17 protein-coding genes are annotated in these 19,506 nt (G+C 55.4%); 9 read left to right on the top strand and 8 right to left on the bottom strand.

Annotation, left to right across the window (positions count from 1 at the left end; translation table 11 throughout):
- Window positions 1-3: 3 nt before the first annotated feature.
- Both glyQ and ACMGGH_RS06335 read right to left on the bottom strand, forming a co-directional pair.
- Window positions 4-915: a glycine--tRNA ligase subunit alpha gene (glyQ, locus tag ACMGGH_RS06340; RefSeq protein WP_003860141.1), complete on the bottom strand. Its 912-nt coding sequence runs from the start codon at window positions 913-915 to the stop codon at window positions 4-6.
- Window positions 916-1,075: 160 nt separating this feature from the next.
- Entirely contained in the window at window positions 1,076-1,381 is a 306-nt protein-coding gene (locus ACMGGH_RS06335) for a YsaB family lipoprotein (protein WP_028015074.1), read from the bottom strand.
- A 182-nt stretch (window positions 1,382-1,563) separates the two neighbouring features.
- On the opposite strand from ACMGGH_RS06335, the gene ACMGGH_RS06330 reads away from it, so the two are divergent.
- Entirely contained in the window at window positions 1,564-2,559 is a 996-nt protein-coding gene (locus ACMGGH_RS06330) for an acyltransferase (RefSeq protein ID WP_232949093.1), read from the top strand.
- Here ACMGGH_RS06330 and ACMGGH_RS06325 read toward each other — a convergent pair.
- The 4 genes from ACMGGH_RS06325 to xylA form a co-directional block, all read right to left on the bottom strand.
- On the bottom strand, window positions 2,552-3,472 hold the full coding sequence (locus ACMGGH_RS06325; protein WP_232949094.1) for a GlxA family transcriptional regulator: 921 nt from the start codon (window positions 3,470-3,472) through the stop codon (window positions 2,552-2,554). The two genes, ACMGGH_RS06330 and ACMGGH_RS06325, sit on opposite strands and share 8 nt — an antisense overlap.
- Window positions 3,472-4,011 carry an isochorismatase family protein gene (locus tag ACMGGH_RS06320; RefSeq protein ID WP_028015071.1) on the bottom strand — a complete coding sequence of 180 codons (540 nt, stop codon included), beginning with the start codon at window positions 4,009-4,011 and terminating at the stop codon, window positions 3,472-3,474. Before ACMGGH_RS06320 ends, ACMGGH_RS06325 begins: the two co-directional genes overlap by 1 nt.
- A gap of 103 nt (window positions 4,012-4,114) precedes the next feature.
- Window positions 4,115-5,569: a xylulokinase gene (gene xylB, locus ACMGGH_RS06315; protein WP_232949095.1), complete on the bottom strand. Its 1,455-nt coding sequence runs from the start codon at window positions 5,567-5,569 to the stop codon at window positions 4,115-4,117.
- A 61-nt stretch (window positions 5,570-5,630) separates the two neighbouring features.
- Window positions 5,631-6,953: a xylose isomerase gene (xylA, locus tag ACMGGH_RS06310; RefSeq protein ID WP_088204493.1), complete on the bottom strand. Its 1,323-nt coding sequence runs from the start codon at window positions 6,951-6,953 to the stop codon at window positions 5,631-5,633.
- Window positions 6,954-7,324: 371 nt separating this feature from the next.
- Between xylA and xylF the strand changes: the two genes are divergently transcribed.
- The 4 genes from xylF (at window position 7,325) to xylR (ending at window position 12,302) form a co-directional block, all read left to right on the top strand.
- Entirely contained in the window at window positions 7,325-8,317 is a 993-nt protein-coding gene (gene xylF / locus ACMGGH_RS06305) for a D-xylose ABC transporter substrate-binding protein (protein ID WP_028015068.1), read from the top strand.
- A gap of 72 nt (window positions 8,318-8,389) precedes the next feature.
- A complete protein-coding gene (locus tag ACMGGH_RS06300; RefSeq protein ID WP_232949096.1) occupies window positions 8,390-9,931 on the top strand; it encodes a xylose ABC transporter ATP-binding protein in 1,542 nt (513 codons plus the stop codon).
- Complete coding sequence (xylH, locus tag ACMGGH_RS06295) at window positions 9,909-11,090, top strand: xylose ABC transporter permease XylH (protein ID WP_028015066.1); 1,182 nt, start codon at window positions 9,909-9,911, stop codon at window positions 11,088-11,090. Before ACMGGH_RS06300 ends, xylH begins: the two co-directional genes overlap by 23 nt.
- 33 nt (window positions 11,091-11,123) lie before the next feature.
- Window positions 11,124-12,302 carry a D-xylose utilization transcriptional activator XylR gene (xylR, locus tag ACMGGH_RS06290; protein ID WP_041911622.1) on the top strand — a complete coding sequence of 393 codons (1,179 nt, stop codon included), beginning with the start codon at window positions 11,124-11,126 and terminating at the stop codon, window positions 12,300-12,302.
- A 39-nt stretch (window positions 12,303-12,341) separates the two neighbouring features.
- Here the strand turns inward: xylR and ACMGGH_RS06285 are convergent, their stop codons facing one another.
- Window positions 12,342-13,166 carry a protein bax gene (locus tag ACMGGH_RS06285; RefSeq protein WP_032644950.1) on the bottom strand — a complete coding sequence of 275 codons (825 nt, stop codon included), beginning with the start codon at window positions 13,164-13,166 and terminating at the stop codon, window positions 12,342-12,344.
- A 314-nt stretch (window positions 13,167-13,480) separates the two neighbouring features.
- On the opposite strand from ACMGGH_RS06285, the gene ACMGGH_RS06280 reads away from it, so the two are divergent.
- Both ACMGGH_RS06280 and avtA read left to right on the top strand, forming a co-directional pair.
- Window positions 13,481-15,511, top strand: coding sequence for an alpha-amylase (locus tag ACMGGH_RS06280; protein WP_232949097.1), 2,031 nt, complete (start codon window positions 13,481-13,483; stop codon window positions 15,509-15,511).
- Window positions 15,512-15,710: 199 nt separating this feature from the next.
- Window positions 15,711-16,967, top strand: a complete 1,257-nt coding sequence (gene avtA / locus ACMGGH_RS06275) for a valine--pyruvate transaminase (protein WP_193359856.1) — start codon at window positions 15,711-15,713, stop codon at window positions 16,965-16,967.
- A 4-nt stretch (window positions 16,968-16,971) separates the two neighbouring features.
- Here avtA and yiaJ read toward each other — a convergent pair whose 3' ends face one another.
- On the bottom strand, window positions 16,972-17,790 hold the full coding sequence (gene yiaJ, locus ACMGGH_RS06270; protein ID WP_041911625.1) for an IclR family transcriptional regulator YiaJ: 819 nt from the start codon (window positions 17,788-17,790) through the stop codon (window positions 16,972-16,974).
- A 224-nt stretch (window positions 17,791-18,014) separates the two neighbouring features.
- On the opposite strand from yiaJ, the gene yiaK reads away from it, so the two are divergent.
- A complete protein-coding gene (gene yiaK / locus ACMGGH_RS06265; protein ID WP_232949098.1) occupies window positions 18,015-19,013 on the top strand; it encodes a 3-dehydro-L-gulonate 2-dehydrogenase in 999 nt (332 codons plus the stop codon).
- A gap of 10 nt (window positions 19,014-19,023) precedes the next feature.
- A complete protein-coding gene (locus ACMGGH_RS06260) occupies window positions 19,024-19,491 on the top strand; it encodes a YhcH/YjgK/YiaL family protein (RefSeq protein ID WP_041911627.1) in 468 nt (155 codons plus the stop codon).
- Window positions 19,492-19,506 lie beyond the last annotated feature (15 nt).

The raw sequence follows: 19,506 nt of genomic DNA, 5'->3' as shown, positions 1-19,506 counted from the left end.
CTCTTATTTGTTTCGGTTGCACATCGGGAAGCCAAGGGCTTCACGGGACGCGTAGTAAGCTTCTGCAACGGCTTTGGTCAGGGTACGAATACGCAGAATGTAGCGCTGACGTTCAGTCACGGAGATCGCTTTGCGGGCGTCCAGCAGGTTGAAGCTGTGGGCGGCCTTCAGAATACGCTCGTAAGCAGGCAGCGGCAGCGGAGTTTCCAGCGCCAGCAGCTGCTGTGCCTCTTTCTCGTACTGCTCGAAGCAGGTGAACAGGAAGTCCACGTCCGCGTATTCGAAGTTATAGGTGGATTGCTCCACTTCGTTCTGATGGAACACGTCGCCGTAGGTGGTTTTACCCAGCGGGCCGTCGCTCCAGACCAGGTCGTAAACGCTGTCTACGCCCTGAATGTACATGGCCAGACGTTCCAGACCGTAGGTGATCTCTCCGGTGATCGGCTTACATTCCAGACCGCCGACCTGCTGGAAGTAGGTGAACTGGGTCACTTCCATGCCGTTCAGCCACACTTCCCAACCGAGACCCCAGGCACCCAGCGTTGGGTTTTCCCAGTTGTCTTCCACGAAACGGATGTCGTGAATGGTTGGATCCATACCCAGCTCTTTCAGCGACCCGAGATACAGTTCCTGAATGTTGTCGGGTGATGGCTTAATCACCACCTGGAACTGATAGTAATGCTGCAGACGGTTCGGGTTTTCACCGTAACGACCATCGGTCGGACGACGGGAAGGCTGCACATACGCGGTCGCCATTGGCTCTGGCCCCAACGCGCGCAGGCTGGTCATCGGGTGTGAAGTGCCGGCGCCGACTTCCATGTCCAAAGGTTGAACAATGGTACAGCCCTGACGAGCCCAGTAATCCTGTAAGGTCAGGATCAGGCCCTGGAAGGTCTTGGTATCAAACTTTTGCATAGTATTTCGTGCTGGATACGTGTGGTTTTAAATGGAAGGGACCAGTATACCCGCTGGCTGCAAGATATACAGTACGAAACGGGGTTGTTTAGGGAAAATTGGGAAATAAGCCTTCCGGCCAGAACGCTGGCGGCGTCTGGTTGTTGATTATGCGAGCAGGCTAGCGCATGGAGAGATGTAAAAACTGACCGTCCGCATCAAACGAGCAGACAAAGCCCTCTTTACGCGCCGTATACCCTCTGAGCTCATAGCTGCCCTGAAAGCGCTCGAATCCGATGACGTTAATTTTCTGAACGTCCGAGTTATAGCGCCGAGCAGCCCGCTCTTTACAGAGCGCTTCCATATTCAGCGAACGCTCCGGGCTTATTTTTCCCTGCTGCGCTTTTTGCACGGGGACTTCCTGTGGCGCACTGCATCCTGCCAGCATCAACAGCAGAAAGAGTGATGCCACACGCTTCATCATCATTTTTATTACCGTCCTGGTCAGCGGCTGTTATTTTTAGTATCAACACTTTTATAGATTAAGGTCTGCCATTCTGCGAATCTCGCGGTCTCCCGGCAAGCCTGCGCATAAAACTCAGAATTTTCCAAACGAAGACTTTTGGACAATGGGAGTCCCACTCACTTTACAGGGAATACGAGGAACTGATGCCGTCAAAAATTAACTGGATTGATAACCTGCGAGGAATAGCGTGTCTGATGGTGGTCATGATCCACACGACGACCTGGTATGTCACGAATGCCCACAGCATCAGCCCCGTTAACTGGGATATTGCCAATATCCTCAACTCCGCGTCGCGCGTCAGCGTGCCGCTGTTTTTTATGATTTCCGGCTTTCTCTTTTTTGGCGAGCGTAGCGCGCAGCCGAGGCACTTCATCCGCATCGCGGCCTGTCTGGGGTTCTACAGCGCCGTTGCCCTGCTCTATATCACCCTGTTTACCTCCATTAACGCCGGGTTATCCCTCAAATATTTGCTGCAAAAACCGGTTTTCTACCACCTGTGGTTCTTCTTCGCCATCATCGTTATCTATCTGGTCTCTCCGCTCATTCAGGTGAAAAACGTCAGCGGGAAAATGCTTCTGGCCCTGATGGTGGTGATTGGCATCGTCGCCAACCCGAACACGATCTCGCAGAAAATCGACGGTTTCGAATGGTTGCCGGTAAACCTCTATATCAACGGCGACACCTTCTACTACGTGCTTTACGGCATGCTGGGGCGCGCCATCGGGATGATGGACACGCAAAAGCGCGGTCTGAACTGGCTCTGCGGAGCGCTGTTTATCGCCGGCGTGGCGGTGATTTCACGCGGGACGCTACATGAGCTTCAGTGGCGCGGCAATTTTGCCGATACCTGGTATCTGTATTGCGGGCCGATGGTCTTTATCTGTGCCGTATCGCTGCTCACGCTCGTTAAAAACACCTTGAACGCGCGTCCCCTTCCCGTGCTGGGCTTTATCTCGCGGCACTCGCTGGGAATTTACGGTTTTCACGCGCTGGTGATCCACGCCCTGCGAACGAGGGGCGTTGAGCTCAAAAGCTGGCCGGTGCTGGATATCGTCTGGATTTTTGCCGCTACGCTGGTTATCAGCCTGCTGCTGTCGATACTGCTGCAAAAAATCGACACGCGCCGCTTCGTCAGCTAACGCTGCGCTGCCGGGCGCGGTGGTACTGGCGCGGGGAGGAAAACCCTGCCGCCAGCGAGGCCTGTTCCACGCCGCGCCCCTGAATCAGCCACTGCTCCGCCACCGCCAGACGCAGCTGCTCCAGATAATCGCGGACGCTAATCCCTAAATGCGTCTGGAAAAGCCGGGTGAGATGGCGCGGGCTGACGTGCGCCAGTGCGGCGATATCAGGCAAGCTCCACGTTTTTTGCGGCTCGGCGGTGAGCGCATCCTGCGCCCGATGGATCGCCGGATGAAGATGATTGCGGTAGCGCAGCCACGGTGAAAGCTGGGGATCGTCACCGGAACGGCGGAACCAGACCACCATCTCGCGCGCCACGGCCAGCGCCTTTTCGGGACCGCACAGGCGGTTAATCATATGCAGCGCCAGATCGATGCCCGACGTGATCCCCGCGCTGGTCCAGATATTCTCGTCCTGTACAAAGATGCGGTTTTCTTTAATCGTCGCCGTGGGAGCCACAGTGCGTAAACGGCTGATAACGTCATGGTGGGTTGTGCACTGTTTGTTATTCAGCAGGCCCGATTTCGCCGCCAGCAGCGCACCAGAACAGACGCACATCACCGTGATATCCCGGCGCTGAATGACCGGCTGCAGGCGCATTAGCCAGTGCTGGATCTGCTGCGCCTGCGGCGATGAGAACTGAACGCGGGAGTCGCTCACCCCCGGCAGGACAAGCAGACTCCCCGGAGGCAGACTTTCCGGCAACGGCTGGATGCCGCCCATCGTCAGGCCTATCGACGTCGGCACGTCCGGTTGCGGCCCAATGTAATGCAGACGAAACGCGTCGCCAGCCAGCACAAAGGTCTCCGCCGGGCCTGACATATCCAGTGCCAGTACCCCGGGTAACATCACGAACCAGACGTCGATGCGCATTACAGTGACTCCAGCGTCTCCGCTACCGTTTTAATTTCGGCAAAACGCCCGGCCAGTACCGTCTCGGTACGATGGCGAATTTCCGCTGCGCTCAGGGTAATGCCCTTGTACATCATGGGAAACGTCAGCGTTGCCTCGCTCACAAACGTCACAGCATAACCCAGATCGGATGCTACCCGAGCGGTGGTTTCACAGCATTGTTCCGTGCGAATGCCGCAGATAATCAGCTGGTTGATATCACGCTCGCGCAGCCAGCGGTCAAGCCCGGTATCCGTGAAGGCATTATGGACGTGTTTCTGGAAAACCACATCCGGCTGATGACGCAAAAAGGCCATCGGTTTGACATAGCCGCTTTGCAGCGTGAAGGGGCCGTCTTCATCCACATGAAAAATATCAACAACTGGAATACCGCGCGCCTGGCAGCCTTCAATCAGCCCCAGCATCGCCTGCTGAAAGGCAGGAATGTCGCCCTCCTGCCAGTAAGGGCGATGATGGAAGGACTGCTGAGTATCAATATTGATCAGTGCAATGCGTGACATGATGGATCTCCTCGCCAGTGGGTGTAACACCATACTGGCAAGGAAAGGAAGGCACGCACAGACCAAAAAAGGACATCCTCGTGCCGCGGTCGGACAAGCGTGTTTATGACATCAGCGGCAGCAGCTGCTGATAGATTTTACGGAATACCGCGCGCCTTTCCGCGTACCGCGCATGGTTTGCCGCGTCAGGGTGATGCGCCTGTTCAAGCGTAAGCTGCGGCAGCAGTTGCGAAAGCGGTTGTTCCGGGTTCATAGCGATCTGCGCCAGACGCGCGGCGCCGAGCGCGGGGCCAACATCCCCTCCCGTACGGAAATCCAGCTGCAACCCGCTAATATCCGACAGCATTTGTCGCCAGTAAGGGCTTCGCGCGCCGCCGCCAATCAGGGTGACGCTTGCGGGTTTCAGGCCGCAGTCGTGCACCACATCCATCCCGTCGGCCAGCGCATACCCCACGCCTTCGAGAACCGCACGCGCCAGCTCTGCCGGGCCGTGCTGGTGGGTTAGGCCAAAGAATACCCCTTTCGCTTCCGGGTTGTTGTGCGGCGTACGCTCGCCAGAAAGATAGGGTAAAAACCAGACGGTACTCGCCGCGTCATCCGCCTGCTGCGCCGCCGCAATAAGTGCCGGAACGTCCGCCATGCCGGTAAGCTTCGCCGCCCAGTCCAGGCAGGATGCCGCGCTCAGCATCACCGACATCAAATGCCATTTTCCCGGAAGCGCATGACAGAAACTGTGCACAGCGCTTTCGGGATTGCTGCGATAGCCGTCGCTGACGGCAAAATAGACCCCAGAGGTTCCCAGCGACAGCATCGCCTGCCCCGCCTCAACCATCCCGACACCCACGGCACCCGCCGCGTTATCACCGCCCCCGGCCACCACCGGTACGGCAGGCATATTCCAGCGTTCCGCAACGTCTGGCAGCAGCGTACCCGTCACCTCACAGCCTTCGAACAGCGCGGGCATATGTTCCCGCGTCAGATGGCAGGCATCCAGCATCACCTCGCTCCAGTCGCGCTTCGCCACGTCGAGCCACATCGTGCCGGCGGCATCTGACATGTCGGAGGCGAAATCGCCCGTCATACGAAAGCGCAGATAGTCTTTCGGCAGCAGGACTTTCGCCACCTGACGGAAAATCTCCGGCTCGTGGCGCTGCACCCACAGGAGTTTGGGTGCGGTAAAGCCGGGCATCATCAGGTTGCCCGTAATCTCGCGGGACGTGGGCACACGCGCTTCAAGGATTGCGCACTCTTCCGCACAGCGGCCATCGTTCCAGAGAATAGCCGGGCGCAGAACGCGATGCTGGCTATCCAGCAACGTTGCACCATGCATTTGTCCGGCAATGCCCAGCGCTTTCACGTCGCGCAGGCTGTGCTGCTCGCCTAAGGCTTTTATCGCGCGATCCGTCGCCTGCCACCACTGCTCCGGGTCCTGCTCCGACCACAGCGGATGCGGGCGTGAAACCTGCAGCTTTTCAGTCTGCGTTGCTAACACGTCGCCCTGCTCGCTTAACAGGATGGCTTTCACACCCGATGTGCCAAGATCGATCCCGATATACATTGTGGTGACTCCTTTGACAGAAATGCCCGGTGGCGCTTCCGCTTACCGGGCCTGCATGCTGTTATTTATCGAACAGGTAGTGATTAACCAGGTTTTCCAGCAATTCCTGATGCCCGCTCTGGTGCTGCGGCGCCAGCTGCTGTTGTTCAGCGTACTTCGCGATGTCCGCAAGCGATAACTGACCCTTCAAAATTTGCTGGCCCAGCTCACTGTTCCAGCCGCTGTAGCGCTTCGCCACGCGCTTATCCAGCTCGCCGTCTTCAATCATACGCGCCGCCACTTTCAGCGCCAGCGCCATGGTGTCCATCGCGCCAATGTGGCCGTAGAACAGATCGTATTTGTCGGTGCTCTGGCGACGCACCTTGGCGTCAAAGTTGAGGCCGCCGGTGGTGAAACCGCCCGCTTTGACGATCTCGTACATCACCAGCGCATTCTCTTCCACGCTGTTCGGGAACTGGTCGGTATCCCAGCCCAGCTGCGGATCGCCGCGGTTCGCATCTACCGATCCGAAGATGCCCAGCGCAATCGCAGAGGCAATTTCGTGATGGAATGAGTGGCCCGCCAGGGTAGCGTGGTTAGCCTCAATATTCACTTTGATCTCTTTTTCCAGACCAAACTGCTTCAGGAAGCCATACACGGTGGCGACATCGTAGTCGTACTGATGCTTGGTTGGTTCCTGCGGTTTAGGCTCGATCAGCAGCGTGCCGCGGAAGCCGATTTTGTGCTTATGGTCGACAACCATCTGCATAAAGCGGCCAATCTGCTCGCGCTCCTGGCGCAGGTCGGTATTGAGCAGGGTTTCATAGCCTTCACGGCCGCCCCACAGGACATAGTTTTCGCCGCCCAGCTGATGCGTAGCGTTCATTGCCGTCACCACCTGCGTAGCCGCCCAGCTAAACACTTCCGGATCCGGGTTGGTGGCCGCACCCGCACCATAGCGTGGGTTGGTGAAGCAGTTTGCCGTACCCCAGAGCAGCTTCACGCCGCTTTGCTGCTGTTTTTCTGCCAGCACGTCCACCATCTGCGCAAAATTGTTCAGGTACTCTTTCAGCGACGCCCCTTCCGGCGATACGTCAACATCATGGAAGCAGTAGTACGGCACGTTCAGCTTGTGGAAGAACTCAAACGCCACGTCGGCTTTGCGTTTCGCCAGCTCGATGGCCTCACCCGGCTGTTGCCACGGACGGTCAAAGGAACCCACGCCGAACATATCGGCGCCGTTCCAGCAGAAGGTATGCCAGTAACAGGCGGCAAAGCGCAGATGATCTTCCATGCGCTTACCCAGCACCAGCTCATCCGGATTGTAGTGACGAAATGCTAAAGGATTGGTCGTTTTTGGGCCTTCGTAACGAACGCGATCGAGTTGGTCGAAATAAGCTTGCATATTGAGCTCCATAATCAGGGTATGCGGCGAGTCGTTGATTCAGGAGTAATAGTGAATAGACATTTTGGGTTGCTCAATTACGTTATTTCACACTGCTATTGAGAGAATGCACAACTGTGCGCTGGCTCGCAAAATAATGCGCAGACAAACTATTTTTCGGCGCACATTCCAGAATCAAATGTAATTAAGGCGTTACGAATTTTAAAATCCGATCGCGGTCATAAATTCAGAAATAAACCAAATATCGTAATGAGAAGATAAAAATCTGTAATTGCCAGCCCGCCTTTCCGCGTTAAAAATTTGCTGCGACCCAGCAGTGAATGTTTCTTTTATCTCAGCAACACATACCCCTACAAAAAGGCCTAATAATTATGAAGATAAAGAACCTGACCCTAACGCTCTGCACTACGCTCCTCCTTGCAAGCTTTGCAGGGCATGCCAAGGAGGTCAAAATTGGCATGGCGATTGATGACCTGCGTCTGGAGCGCTGGCAAAAAGATCGCGATATTTTTGTGAAAAAAGCGGAATCACTCGGTGCGAATGTGTTTGTTCAGTCGGCTAACGGCAATGAAGAAACGCAAATGTCGCAGATCGAGAATATGATCAACCGGGGAGTCGATGTTCTGGTCATTATCCCTTATAACGGCCAGGTATTAAGTAACGTGGTGAAAGAAGCGAAGCAGGAAGGCATAAAAGTTCTCGCTTATGACCGCATGATTAATAACGCCGATATTGATTATTATATTTCCTTCGACAATGAAAAAGTGGGCGAATTACAGGCGCAAAGCCTGATCGACAAAGTGCCTCAAGGCAATTATTTCCTGATGGGCGGTTCGCCGGTGGATAACAACGCCAAACTGTTCCGCGAAGGGCAAATGAAGGTCCTTAAGCCGTACATCGACAGCGGCAAAATTAAGGTGGTCGGCGATCAGTGGGCCGACGGATGGTTACCAGAAAATGCCCTGAAGATTATGGAAAATGCGCTGACGGCTAATAACAACAAAATTGATGCTGTCGTGGCCTCCAACGATGCCACAGCAGGCGGGGCTATTCAGGCTCTGAGTGCCCAGGGACTGGCCGGTAAAGTCGCGATTTCTGGTCAGGATGCCGACCTGGCGGGCGTAAAACGCATTATCGCAGGTACCCAGACCATGACGGTCTACAAACCGATTACCGAACTTGCCAATACGGCGGCGGAAATTGCCGTTGAGCTGGGCAACGGTAAGCAACCTAAAGCAGATGCAACGCTGAATAACGGCCTGAAAGACGTTCCGGCTCGCCTGCTCACGCCAATTGAAGTCAATAAAGAGAACATTGACGCCACCGTTATTAAAGACGGTTTCCACAAGAAGAGCGAACTGTAATCCGGCGCTGCCCCTGCTCTGCGGGGGCGCATCACGTTGTACTGTTCTTCCCTCGGGTTATGTGGAGCAGTTATGCCTTATTTACTTGAAATGAAAAGCATCACCAAGCGCTTCGGCGCGGTGAAAGCCGTCGACAACGTCAGTCTCCGGTTGAACCCTGGCGAAGTGGTTTCGCTGTGTGGCGAGAACGGTTCGGGCAAATCAACGCTGATGAAAGTCCTGTGTGGGATCTACCCGCACGGCAGTTACGAAGGCGAAATTGTCTTTGCCGGTGAAGTCATCCAGGCGACGCACATTCGCGACACCGAACGTAAAGGCATCGCCATCATCCACCAGGAGCTGGCGCTGGTGAAACATCTCACCGTGCTGGAGAACATCTTCCTCGGAGCCGAGATTTCCCGCCACGGCGTGCTGGATTACGACACCATGACGCTCCGCTGTGAAAAGCTGCTGGCGCAGGTGAGCCTCAACATTTCACCGGATACCCGCGTGGGCGACCTGGGCCTGGGGCAACAGCAGCTGGTCGAAATTGCGAAGGCGCTGAATAAACAGGTCAGGCTGCTGATCCTCGATGAGCCAACGGCGTCGCTCACCGAACAGGAAACTGCGGTTCTGCTCAATATCATCCGCGATCTGCAAAACCACGGTATCGCCTGCATCTACATTTCGCACAAGCTGAACGAGGTAAAAGCCATTTCGGACACCATCTGCGTGATCCGCGACGGGCAACACATTGGCACGCGTGAAGCTGCGGGCATGAGTGAAGATGACATCATCACCATGATGGTGGGCCGCGAGCTGACCGCGCTCTACCCGAATGAGCCCCACACTAAGGGCGATGAAGTGCTGCGCGTGGAAAACCTGACCGCGTGGCACCCCGTTAACCGCCACATTAAGCGGGTCAATAACGTTTCGTTTTCCCTTCACAGCGGCGAAATTCTTGGGATTGCTGGGCTCGTCGGTGCCGGGCGTACCGAAGCCGTGCAGTGCCTGTTTGGCGTGTGGCCAGGGCGCTGGGAGGGCACGATATATATAGACGGCCAGCCCGTGAGAATCGACAACTGCCAGCAGGCGATTGCCCGCGGCATTGCCATGGTTCCGGAAGACCGCAAAAAAGACGGCATCGTACCGGTCATGGCGGTGGGTAAAAACATCACCCTTGCGGCACTCGATCGGTTCTCCGGCGCGCTGAGCAGCCTGGATGATGCCGCCGAGCAGCAGTGCATCCTTCAGTCACTTGCCCGGCTGAAGGTCAAAACCTCCTCGCCGGAACTGGCGATTGGCCGACTGAGCGGTGGTAACCAGCAGAAGGCGATTCTGGCGCGCTGTCTGCTCCTCAATCCACGCATATTAATCCTTGATGAGCCGACGCGCGGGATCGATATCGGTGCCAAATACGAAATCTACAAACTGATTAATCAGCTTGTACAGCAAGGGATTGCCATCATTGTCATCTCGTCTGAGTTACCCGAAGTGCTCGGCCTGAGCGACCGCGTGCTGGTCATGCACGAGGGGAAACTGAAAGCCAACCTGATTAACCAGAACCTGACGCAAGAGCAGGTGATGGAAGCCGCTTTAAGGAGCGAACGTCATGTCGAAAAGCAATCCGTCTGATATCAAAGTCGCTGTTCCGACGCCCGGCGCGTTCGCGGGGCTAAAAGCGCTGAACCTGCAGGTTTTCGTGATGATCGCGGCGATTATCGTCATCATGCTGTTCTTCACGTGGATGACGGATGGCTCGTACTTAAGCGCGCGTAACGTCTCAAACCTGCTCCGCCAGACCGCCATCACCGGCATCCTGGCCGTGGGCATGGTGTTCGTGATCATCTCTGCGGAAATCGACCTGTCGGTCGGGTCGATGATGGGTCTTCTCGGCGGCGTGGCGGCCATTTTTGACGTCTGGCTCGGCTGGCCGCTGCCGCTGACCGTGGCGGTGACGCTGGTACTGGGGCTGGTTTTAGGGGCCTGGAACGGCTGGTGGGTTGCCTATCGGAAGGTGCCATCGTTTATCGTCACCCTGGCGGGAATGCTGGCCTTCCGCGGGATCTTGATCGGTATCACCAACGGCACGACCGTCTCCCCGACCAGCGCGGCGATGTCGCAAATTGGCCAGAGTTACCTCCCGGATAGCATAGGCTTTACGATCGGCGTGGTGGGACTGCTGGCGTTTGTCGCATGGCAGTGGCGTGGACGTATGCGCCGTCAGGCGCTGGGTCTTGCGTCGCCAGCGTCAACGTCCGTGGTAGGACGTCAGGCGCTGACGGCGGTCATTGTGCTGGGCGCCATCTGGCTTCTTAACGACTATCGCGGCGTTCCGACGCCGGTACTGCTGCTGGCGCTGTTACTGCTCGGCGGCATGTTTATGGCGACGCGCACCGCGTTTGGCCGTCGTATTTATGCCATCGGCGGCAACCTTGAAGCTGCCCGCCTGTCGGGTATTAACGTCGAACGTACCAAGCTGGCGGTTTTCGCCATTAACGGCCTGATGGTCGCTATCGCCGGGTTGATCCTCAGCTCGCGTCTGGGGGCAGGCTCTCCTTCCGCCGGTAACATCGCCGAGCTGGATGCTATCGCTGCCTGCGTCATCGGTGGCACCAGCCTCGCAGGCGGTATCGGTAGCGTGGCGGGCGCGGTCATGGGGGCATTTATCATGGCGTCGTTGGATAACGGGATGAGTATGATGGACGTCCCGACGTTTTGGCAGTATATCGTCAAGGGGGCCATTCTTTTACTGGCAGTCTGGATGGACTCTGCCACCAAGCGACGAGCCTGATAACCGCATTGTGACTTAATTGGGAAGCGAGCCATGTTTGAAAAGCGTCACCGCATTACGTTGTTATTCAATGCCAACAAAGCCTACGACCGTCAGGTGGTCGAAGGCGTGGGTGAATATTTGCAGGCGTCGCAATCCGAATGGGATATTTTTATTGAAGAAGATTTCCGCACCCGTCTGGAGAACATCAAAGACTGGCTGGGTGATGGCGTCATCGCCGACTATGACGATCCCATTATCGAGCAGTTGCTGACCGACGTCGACGTGCCGATTGTGGGCGTCGGCGGTTCGTATCATTCACCCGAACACTACCCGCCGGTCCACTACATCGCCACCGATAACCATGCCCTGGTCGAGGCCGCCTTTCTCCATTTAAAGGAGAAAGGCGTCCATCGCTTCGCGTTTTATGGTTTACCCGCCACCAGCGGCAAGCGCTGGGCCGTGGAGCGTGAACATGCATTTTGCCAGCTGGTCGCACAGGAGAAGTACCGCGGCGTGGTCTATCAGGGGCTGGAAACCGCACCGGAAAACTGGCAGCACGCGCAAAACCGCCTGGCGGACTGGCTGCAAACGCTGCCACCGCAAACCGGCATTATTGCCGTTACGGACGCCCGGGCCCGACACGTGCTGCAGGTCTGCGAACATTTGCATATCCCGGTGCCCGAAAAACTGTGCGTGATTGGCATTGATAACGAAGAACTGACCCGCTACCTGTCCCGCGTGGCGCTCTCCTCCGTAGCACAGGGCACACGTCAGATGGGCTATCAGGCGGCAAAGCTGTTGCACCGTCTGCTGGATAAAGAGGCTCTGCCGCTTCAGCGCCTGCTGGTTCCCCCCGTCCGCGTCGTTGAGCGTCGCTCAACCGATTATCGCTCCCTAAGCGACCCGGCCGTCATTCAGGCCATGCACTATATCCGCAACCACGCCTGCAAAGGGATTAAGGTCGATCAGGTCCTGGACTCGGTGGGCATTTCCCGCTCGAATCTGGAGAAGCGATTCAAAGAAGAGGTGGGCGAAACCATTCATGCCGTCATTCATGCGGAGAAGCTGGAGAAGGCCCGCAGCCTGCTTGTCTCTACGTCACTGTCGATCAACGAAATCTCGCAGATGTGCGGCTATCCGTCGCTGCAGTATTTCTATTCGGTGTTTCGCAAAGAGTATGACACCACGCCGAAAGAGTACCGGGATCGCCACAGCGAGGTGCTGATCTAGAAAAGAAAACGCCTTCCAGTGGAAGGCGTTTTTTTGAGATTACATATGGGCGGCGATTAAGCGCTGGTTATCCTGGTACATAGCAAACAGATAGTTGTTATAGCTCTGTCCCTTCGTCGAATAACCTTTCAGCTTGTGGATCATCGTACTGGCCGTCACTTCCTGGTCCGCTTTACGCAGCTGAGCGCGTGATTTACGGAACGATGAGTAGGCCGGGTGCGTGTTCAGATTCACCACATAGGCGTTCACGGAATCTTTCACAGATTCAAACTGCGAATAGCCTTTCACCTTGCCAGGCGCATTCGTACAACGCCCTTTCGCACATTTCATGCCGAACAGGTTGTTGTTATTACGCGCCAGCTTAGAGGTTCCCCAGCCGCTTTCGGCTGCTGCCATGGTCGCTACCATGCTGCCTGGGATAATGTCCACACGCTCAAGGAGAGCATTCCACGGTACGCGACGCGTGTTACCGTTCCAGCTCAGTTTGTAGCGCTTCGTGATGTCTTTCAGACGCGCGCGTTCAGACGGCGACCAGCGGCTATCGTACTGTTTTGAAATTAACCAGTTACGATCCGCCGTAATCGCGGCATTTTGACTTGTTATGTAAGGCATTACCGTCCGGAGAAACGCTTTTTTTCTTGGTGTTCCGGAAGGGTATTTTCGCAAATCAGGAAGTGAACTACTCTTTGCACTATTGCGAGAATACTCTTGTTTACTGCTAACCTTACTACTTGTCGTCTTTATTACGTGGGCTTTCTTACTCGTTGTATCCGTGTGCGTCTTCGCAAGCACCCCACCCGAAAATGTCGTGGTGAGTAACATGAGTATCGCGGCCCCATATCGTCGAATGGGAGTCGATATCATTAGGTCTCCTGGTCGGATGTAATCATCCCAACACCTTATTTTTTTCACAAATTTGAGAGCGGAATCTCAAATCATATCAAAAATAGACTTCAAGAGCACGTATAGAAATAGTCCAAATCCGAAACTATGTCATCTGAAACTTGCTCATAAAAACATCATTCCTGAAAAAATGTGTGCGATATCGCAGATAACTGTCTCATTTCGCGCGGGATCACTCATCCTCACAGATCCTCCCGACAGAAAGCGATGGGGGATGAGTTTTTAACCACAACCTGATGGCACACTGGTCAAAAATGCCGCGACAGGAAAATGGAATGAAACGCACCGCATTAGCTTTTCTGATGTTACCCGCTCTGGCACATGCCGACTGGTCATCGCCGGGGTTTAACGCATTTCGCGCCGAAGGCACTGGGGTTTTCACCAGCCAGGCAAAGCTTACGAAGGGTACGCGTCCTCTGACGCTGGGTTTTGACAAGACGTGCTGGCAGCCTTCGGAGGCGATAAAACTCAATGAGATGCTGTCGCTCAAGCCCTGCGCCGGGTCTCCGCCGCAGTGGCGCCTTTTCCGCGACGGTGAATACCAGATGCGGATTGATACCCGATCCGGCACGCCCACGCTGCTGCTGACAATTCAGAGTACCGCAGAACAGCCGGTTGCAAGCGTTATCCGCCAGTGCCCGAAGTGGGACGGTAAACCGCTGACGCTGGACGTCAGCCATACCTTCCCGGAAGGCACCGTGGTGCGTGATTTCTACAGCAAACAGACCGCGACAGTGCAGAACGGAAACATAACCCTGCAGCCAGACGCCAGCAGTGGTGGCCTGCTGCTGCTTGAGCGCGCCGAAACCGACAAACCAGCGCCGTTTAGCTGGCAGAACGCCACCGTCTATTTTGTGCTAACCGACCGCTTTGTGAATGGCGACCCGGGCAACGACAACAGCTACGGTCGTCACAAAGACGGCATGCAGGAGATTGGCACTTTCCACGGTGGCGATCTCAAAGGGCTCGCCAGCAGGCTCGACTATTTACAGCAGCTGGGGGTGAACGCGCTCTGGATAAGTTCCCCGCTTGAGCAGATCCACGGCTGGGTAGGCGGTGGCACCAAAGGGGACTTCCCACACTACGCCTATCACGGCTACTATACCCAGGACTGGACGAAGCTCGATGCCAACATGGGCACCGAGGATGATCTGCGACATCTTGTTGATGAAGCGCACAGGCGCGGCATTCGCATCCTGTTCGATATCGTCATGAACCACGCGGGCTACGCGACGCTTGCGGACATGCAGGAGTACCAGTTTGGCGCGCTGTATCTGCAGGGTGATGAGCTGAAAAAGACCCTGGGCGACCGCTGGACGGACTGGAAGCCGGGCGCGGGCCAAAGCTGGCATAGCTTCAACGATTACATCAACTTTAGCGACAAAGCCGCATGGGAAAAATGGTGGGGCAAGAAATGGATCCGCACCGACATTGGTGATTACGACAACCCCGGCTTCGACGATTTAACCATGTCGCTGGCGTTCCTACCGGATCTGAAAACGGAATCCACCGCCCCTTCCGGATTACCCAACTTTTATCAGCACAAGCCCGATACCCACGCGAAAGCCATCCCGGGATTTACCCCGCGCGACTATCTCACCCACTGGCTCAGCCAGTGGGTGCGCGACTACGGCATTGACGGTTTCCGGGTGGATACCGCGAAGCACGTCGAGCTTGCGGCCTGGCAGCAGTTAAAGGACCAGGCTAGTCAGGCGCTGGCCGCGTGGAAAGGGGCCAACCCGGACAAAAAGCTCGATAACGCACCGTTCTGGATGACCGGCGAGTCCTGGGGTCACGGAGTGATGCAAAGCGACTATTACCGCCACGGTTTCGACGCGATGATCAACTTTGATTATCAGGAGCAGGCGGCAAAAGCGGTGGATTGCCTGGCCGATATGGATCTCACCTGGCAGCAGATGGCGGAAAAGCTGCAAAGCTTCAACGTGCTGAGCTATCTCTCCTCCCATGACACACGCCTGTTCCGCGAAGGAGGCCAGCGCGCTGCGGAGCTGCTCCTGCTGGCACCGGGCAGCGTACAAATCTATTACGGTGATGAATCCGAGCGTCCGTTTGGCCCGACGGGGTCTGACCCGCTGCAGGGTACCCGCTCGGATATGAACTGGCAGGACGTGACGGGCAAGCAGGCCTTAACCGTCGCCCACTGGCAAACGCTGGGCCAGTTCCGCGCCCGCCATCCGGCGATCGGTGAAGGCAAGCAAACCACGCTGTCGCTGAAAGAGGGGTACGGCTTCGTGCGCGAGCACAAGGGCGATAAGGTGATGGTGGTATGGGCGGGTAATCAATAATTATCCCCCCTCACCCTGGCCCTCTCCCCGCATTGGGAGAAGGCCGGGGTGAGGGGTGAAACCCAACAGAACTATTCACTACACAAATCCCTCTCGACCATACAAAACAACAAATCCGACCACATCTCCCGATTTGCACCAGCACAGTGCTAGCGTTATGGTTACCCACTTTCAAAATAAGCTCGATAGAACACCTGCTATGACGTTTTCACTTTTTGGCGACAAATTCACCCGCCATTCAGGCATTACTCGCCTGATGGAGGACCTCAACGACGGGCTGCGCACACCGGGCGCCATCATGCTCGGCGGCGGAAACCCGGCGCAAATTCCGGAGATGACAACCTATTTCCAGATGCTGCTCGCGCAGATGCTGGAAAACGGCAAAGCGACCGATGCGCTCTGCAATTACGACGGTCCGCAGGGTAAAACCGAGCTACTGACTCTCCTTGCCAAAATGCTGCGTGAAGAGCTGGGCTGGGATATCGAACCACAGAATATTGCACTAACAAACGGCAGCCAGAGCGCGTTTTTCTACTTGTTTAACCTGTTCGCAGGGCGTCGCGCCGACGGCACCACCAAAAAAGTGCTGTTCCCGCTGGCGCCGGAGTATATCGGCTACGCCGATTCCGGCCTGGAAGAGGATCTGTTCGTCTCCGCGCGTCCGAACATTGAGCTGCTGCCGGAAGGCCAGTTCAAGTATCACGTCGATTTTGAACACCTGCATATTGGCGAAGAGACGGGCATGATCTGCGTATCACGCCCGACTAACCCAACGGGCAACGTGATCACCGATGACGAACTGATGAAGCTGGATGCGCTGGCAAATCAGCACGGCATTCCGCTGGTGATCGACAATGCCTACGGCGTGCCGTTCCCGGGCATTATCTTCAGCGAAGCACGTCCGCTGTGGAACCCGAACATTGTCCTGTGCATGAGCCTCTCCAAGCTGGGTCTGCCGGGCAGCCGCTGCGGCATCATCATCGCCAACGAGAAAATCATCACCGCCATTACCAATATGAACGGCATTATCAGCCTTTCACCGGGCGGTATCGGCCCGGCGATGATGTGCGAAATGATCAAGCGCAACGACCTGCTGCGTCTGTCTAATGAAGTCATCAAACCGTTCTATTACCAGCGCGTTCAGGAGACGATTGCGACGCTTCGCCGCTACTTACCGGAAGAACGCTGCCTGATCCACAAACCCGAAGGAGCGATTTTCCTGTGGCTGTGGTTTAAGGATTTGCCGATCACTACAGAACTGCTCTATCAGCGACTGAAAAAGCGTGGCGTGCTGATGGTGCCGGGCGATTACTTCTTCCCGGGTCTGGATAAGCCGTGGCCGCACACGCACCAGTGCATGCGCATGAACTACGTGCCCGATCCGGCAAAAATCGAAGCGGGCGTCAAAATTCTCGCCGAAGAAATTGAAAAAGCGTGGCACGAAGGCAGCCAGTAACACGCTACCCCTCACGCACGTTAAAACCCAGCTCTTTTGATATCGCCTCTGCCGTTTCGCGCAGAGGCTTGAGCAGGTTTTTCTCGCCAACCTGCTTCATGCGGGACGTCGACAGCGAAATGGAGATCGCATACGGCACTCGACCATGAATATCAAACACCGGCACGGCGATACAGGAGACACCCAGCTCGTTCTCTTCTTTATCCATTGCCATGCTGCGATCGCGAATTTCCGCCAGCTCATCGTACATAGCACTCAGTTCAGTGATGGTATTGCGCGTCAGCGGTTGAATCTGTTCCTGATGGCTTTGCCAGTAGCTGGCCACGTAATCCTGATGACCAAAGGCCATATAGATCTTGCCCATTGCAGAACAATAGAGCGGCATATGCTGGCCGATGTAAGCACGCGTACGCAGCATGCCGGTTGTCGGCTCGAGCTTATAAATTAGGATCGCGTGGTCATCTTCCCGACTGGAAAAGTTCACCGTTTCGCCAGTGGCAATGTTCAGCGCCTCAAGATGCGGGGCCGCCACGTGAATAATGTTGAGCGATGACAGCGCCTTTTGCCCGACAGCAATGAATTTAGTGGTCAAACGATAGCTGCCCGCCGCTGGCGCCGGGGTAACGTACCCGCACGACTGCAGTCCCTGGAGTAACCGGTGGACGGTGCTCTTATTCAAACCTGCCAGTTCCGATAAATGCGCAAGCGGACACCCGTTCGGGTAGTTGCTGAGGATCTCAATCAGCATCAGGCCGCGAAACAGGCTCTGGCTGCCCGCTGGCCTCTCTTTTTCCTGCGTTATTTCGCTCTCTTTCATGCTCATCAAATCGCTCCTTTTTATCGCGCTCCTGATGGTAGCGCAAAGTGTGGTTTAGTTCACGATCTCAACAGAAAAAACACAACCAGTTGATTTTAATGCTTTTTGAAAAACGTGAATGTCGTTGATCTGATAAAAATTGATCGCTATATTTGAAATCAGATTTCGCATAGTGAAATTTAACGATAAAAAAGCGTTCGCACTTGCCCCTAAAAAACAGGAGAACAGGGATGAAAGTGACCTTCGAAGAGTTGAAAGCGGCGTTCAATCGGGTTCTGCTCGATCGCGGCATAAAAGTGGAGACTGCCGATGCCTGCGCAGAGATGTTTGCCCGCACCACCGAGTCCGGTGTCTACTCGCATGGCGTAAACCGCTTCCCGCGTTTTATTCAGCAACTGGATGCGGGCGACATCATCCCTGACGCCCAGCCACAACGGGTGACCTCACTGGGTGCCATCGAACAGTGGGATGCCCGACGCTCCATCGGCAACCTGACGGCGAAAAAGATGATGGATCGCGCCACCGAACTGGCATCCGACCACGGTATCGGCCTGGTGGCGCTGCGTAACGCCAACCACTGGATGCGCGGCGGCAGTTACGGCTGGCAGGCGGCTGAGAAAGGTTACATTGGAATTTGCTGGACCAACTCCATTGCAGTAATGCCTGCGTGGGGATCAAAAGAATGCTGCATCGGCACAAACCCGCTGATCGTCGCTATCCCGTCGAATCCTATCACCATGGTCGACATGTCGATGTCGATGTTCTCCTACGGCATACTGGAAGTGAACCGCCTGGCCGGGCGCGAGTTGCCTGTAGATGGCGGCTTTGACGACGAGGGCAATCTCACCCGAGAGCCTGGCGTGATTGAGAAAAACCGCCGTATTCTGCCGATGGGCTACTGGAAAGGTTCAGGCTTATCCATCGTGCTCGACATGATCGCAACCCTGCTCTCTAACGGCTCTTCCGTCGCAGAAGTGACCCAGGACAACAGCGACGAATATGGCGTATCGCAGATCTTTATCGCTATTGAAGTGGATCGCCTGATCGACGGGCCAACCCGCGATGCCAAACTGCAACGCATCATGGACTTCATCACTACCGCCGAACGCGCTGATGAAAATGTTGCCGTTCGTTTGCCGGGACATGAATTCACGCGTCTGCAGGAAGAGAACCGTCGCAACGGCATAACCATTGATGGCAGCGTATGGGCGAAAATCCAGTCTCTGTAAGGAGGGGATGATGATATTCGGACATATTTCGCAGCCCAATCCGTGTCGCCTGCCGCTGGCGATTGAAAAAGCGCTTCATTTTCTGCGCACCACGGATTTCACCACCCTGGAGCCAGGCGTGGTGGAAATTGAAGGCCGCACTATTTTTGCCCAGGTGCTCGACCTCACCACAAAGGATCAACACGAAAACCGTCCTGAAGTGCACCGCCGCTATCTGGATATTCAGTTTCTGGCCTGGGGTGAAGAGAAAATCGGTATCGCTATTGATACCGGCAATAACAAAATAAGCGAATCATTACTGGAACAACGAGATATTATTTTTTATCACGACAGCGAAAATGAGTCGTTTATAGAAATGGTACCTGGCAGTTATGCCATATTTTTCCCGCAGGATGTTCATCGTCCTGCCTGTATTAAAAACAAGGAAACGGTAATTCGTAAAATTGTGGTGAAAGTGGCAATCAGCGAATTATTGTAATTTTCTGACGAATAC

Origin of the sequence: Enterobacter sp. BNK-16 (assembly GCF_048684955.1) — a bacterium.
GTDB lineage: Bacteria > Pseudomonadota > Gammaproteobacteria > Enterobacterales > Enterobacteriaceae > Enterobacter > Enterobacter bugandensis.
Note: the sequence above shows the minus strand (reverse complement) of the source record. Positions and strands in the feature narration are given on the sequence as shown.

Coding starts and splice junctions, on each gene's coding strand:
- yiaJ (WP_041911625.1), bottom strand. CDS start 17,790: ATGAGCATGAAAGAGAGCGAAATAACGCAGGAAAAAGAGAGGCCAGCG.
- ACMGGH_RS06330 (WP_232949093.1), top strand. CDS start 1,564: ATGCCGTCAAAAATTAACTGGATTGATAACCTGCGAGGAATAGCGTGT.
- xylF (WP_028015068.1), top strand. CDS start 7,325: ATGAAGATAAAGAACCTGACCCTAACGCTCTGCACTACGCTCCTCCTT.
- ACMGGH_RS06260 (WP_041911627.1), top strand. CDS start 19,024: ATGATATTCGGACATATTTCGCAGCCCAATCCGTGTCGCCTGCCGCTG.
- xylH (WP_028015066.1), top strand. CDS start 9,909: ATGTCGAAAAGCAATCCGTCTGATATCAAAGTCGCTGTTCCGACGCCC.
- yiaK (WP_232949098.1), top strand. CDS start 18,015: ATGAAAGTGACCTTCGAAGAGTTGAAAGCGGCGTTCAATCGGGTTCTG.
- ACMGGH_RS06335 (WP_028015074.1), bottom strand. CDS start 1,381: ATGATGATGAAGCGTGTGGCATCACTCTTTCTGCTGTTGATGCTGGCA.
- ACMGGH_RS06325 (WP_232949094.1), bottom strand. CDS start 3,472: ATGCGCATCGACGTCTGGTTCGTGATGTTACCCGGGGTACTGGCACTG.
- xylR (WP_041911622.1), top strand. CDS start 11,124: ATGTTTGAAAAGCGTCACCGCATTACGTTGTTATTCAATGCCAACAAA.
- ACMGGH_RS06285 (WP_032644950.1), bottom strand. CDS start 13,166: ATGATATCGACTCCCATTCGACGATATGGGGCCGCGATACTCATGTTA.
- glyQ (WP_003860141.1), bottom strand. CDS start 915: ATGCAAAAGTTTGATACCAAGACCTTCCAGGGCCTGATCCTGACCTTA.
- avtA (WP_193359856.1), top strand. CDS start 15,711: ATGACGTTTTCACTTTTTGGCGACAAATTCACCCGCCATTCAGGCATT.
- ACMGGH_RS06300 (WP_232949096.1), top strand. CDS start 8,390: ATGCCTTATTTACTTGAAATGAAAAGCATCACCAAGCGCTTCGGCGCG.
- xylB (WP_232949095.1), bottom strand. CDS start 5,569: ATGTATATCGGGATCGATCTTGGCACATCGGGTGTGAAAGCCATCCTG.
- ACMGGH_RS06280 (WP_232949097.1), top strand. CDS start 13,481: ATGAAACGCACCGCATTAGCTTTTCTGATGTTACCCGCTCTGGCACAT.
- xylA (WP_088204493.1), bottom strand. CDS start 6,953: ATGCAAGCTTATTTCGACCAACTCGATCGCGTTCGTTACGAAGGCCCA.
- ACMGGH_RS06320 (WP_028015071.1), bottom strand. CDS start 4,011: ATGTCACGCATTGCACTGATCAATATTGATACTCAGCAGTCCTTCCAT.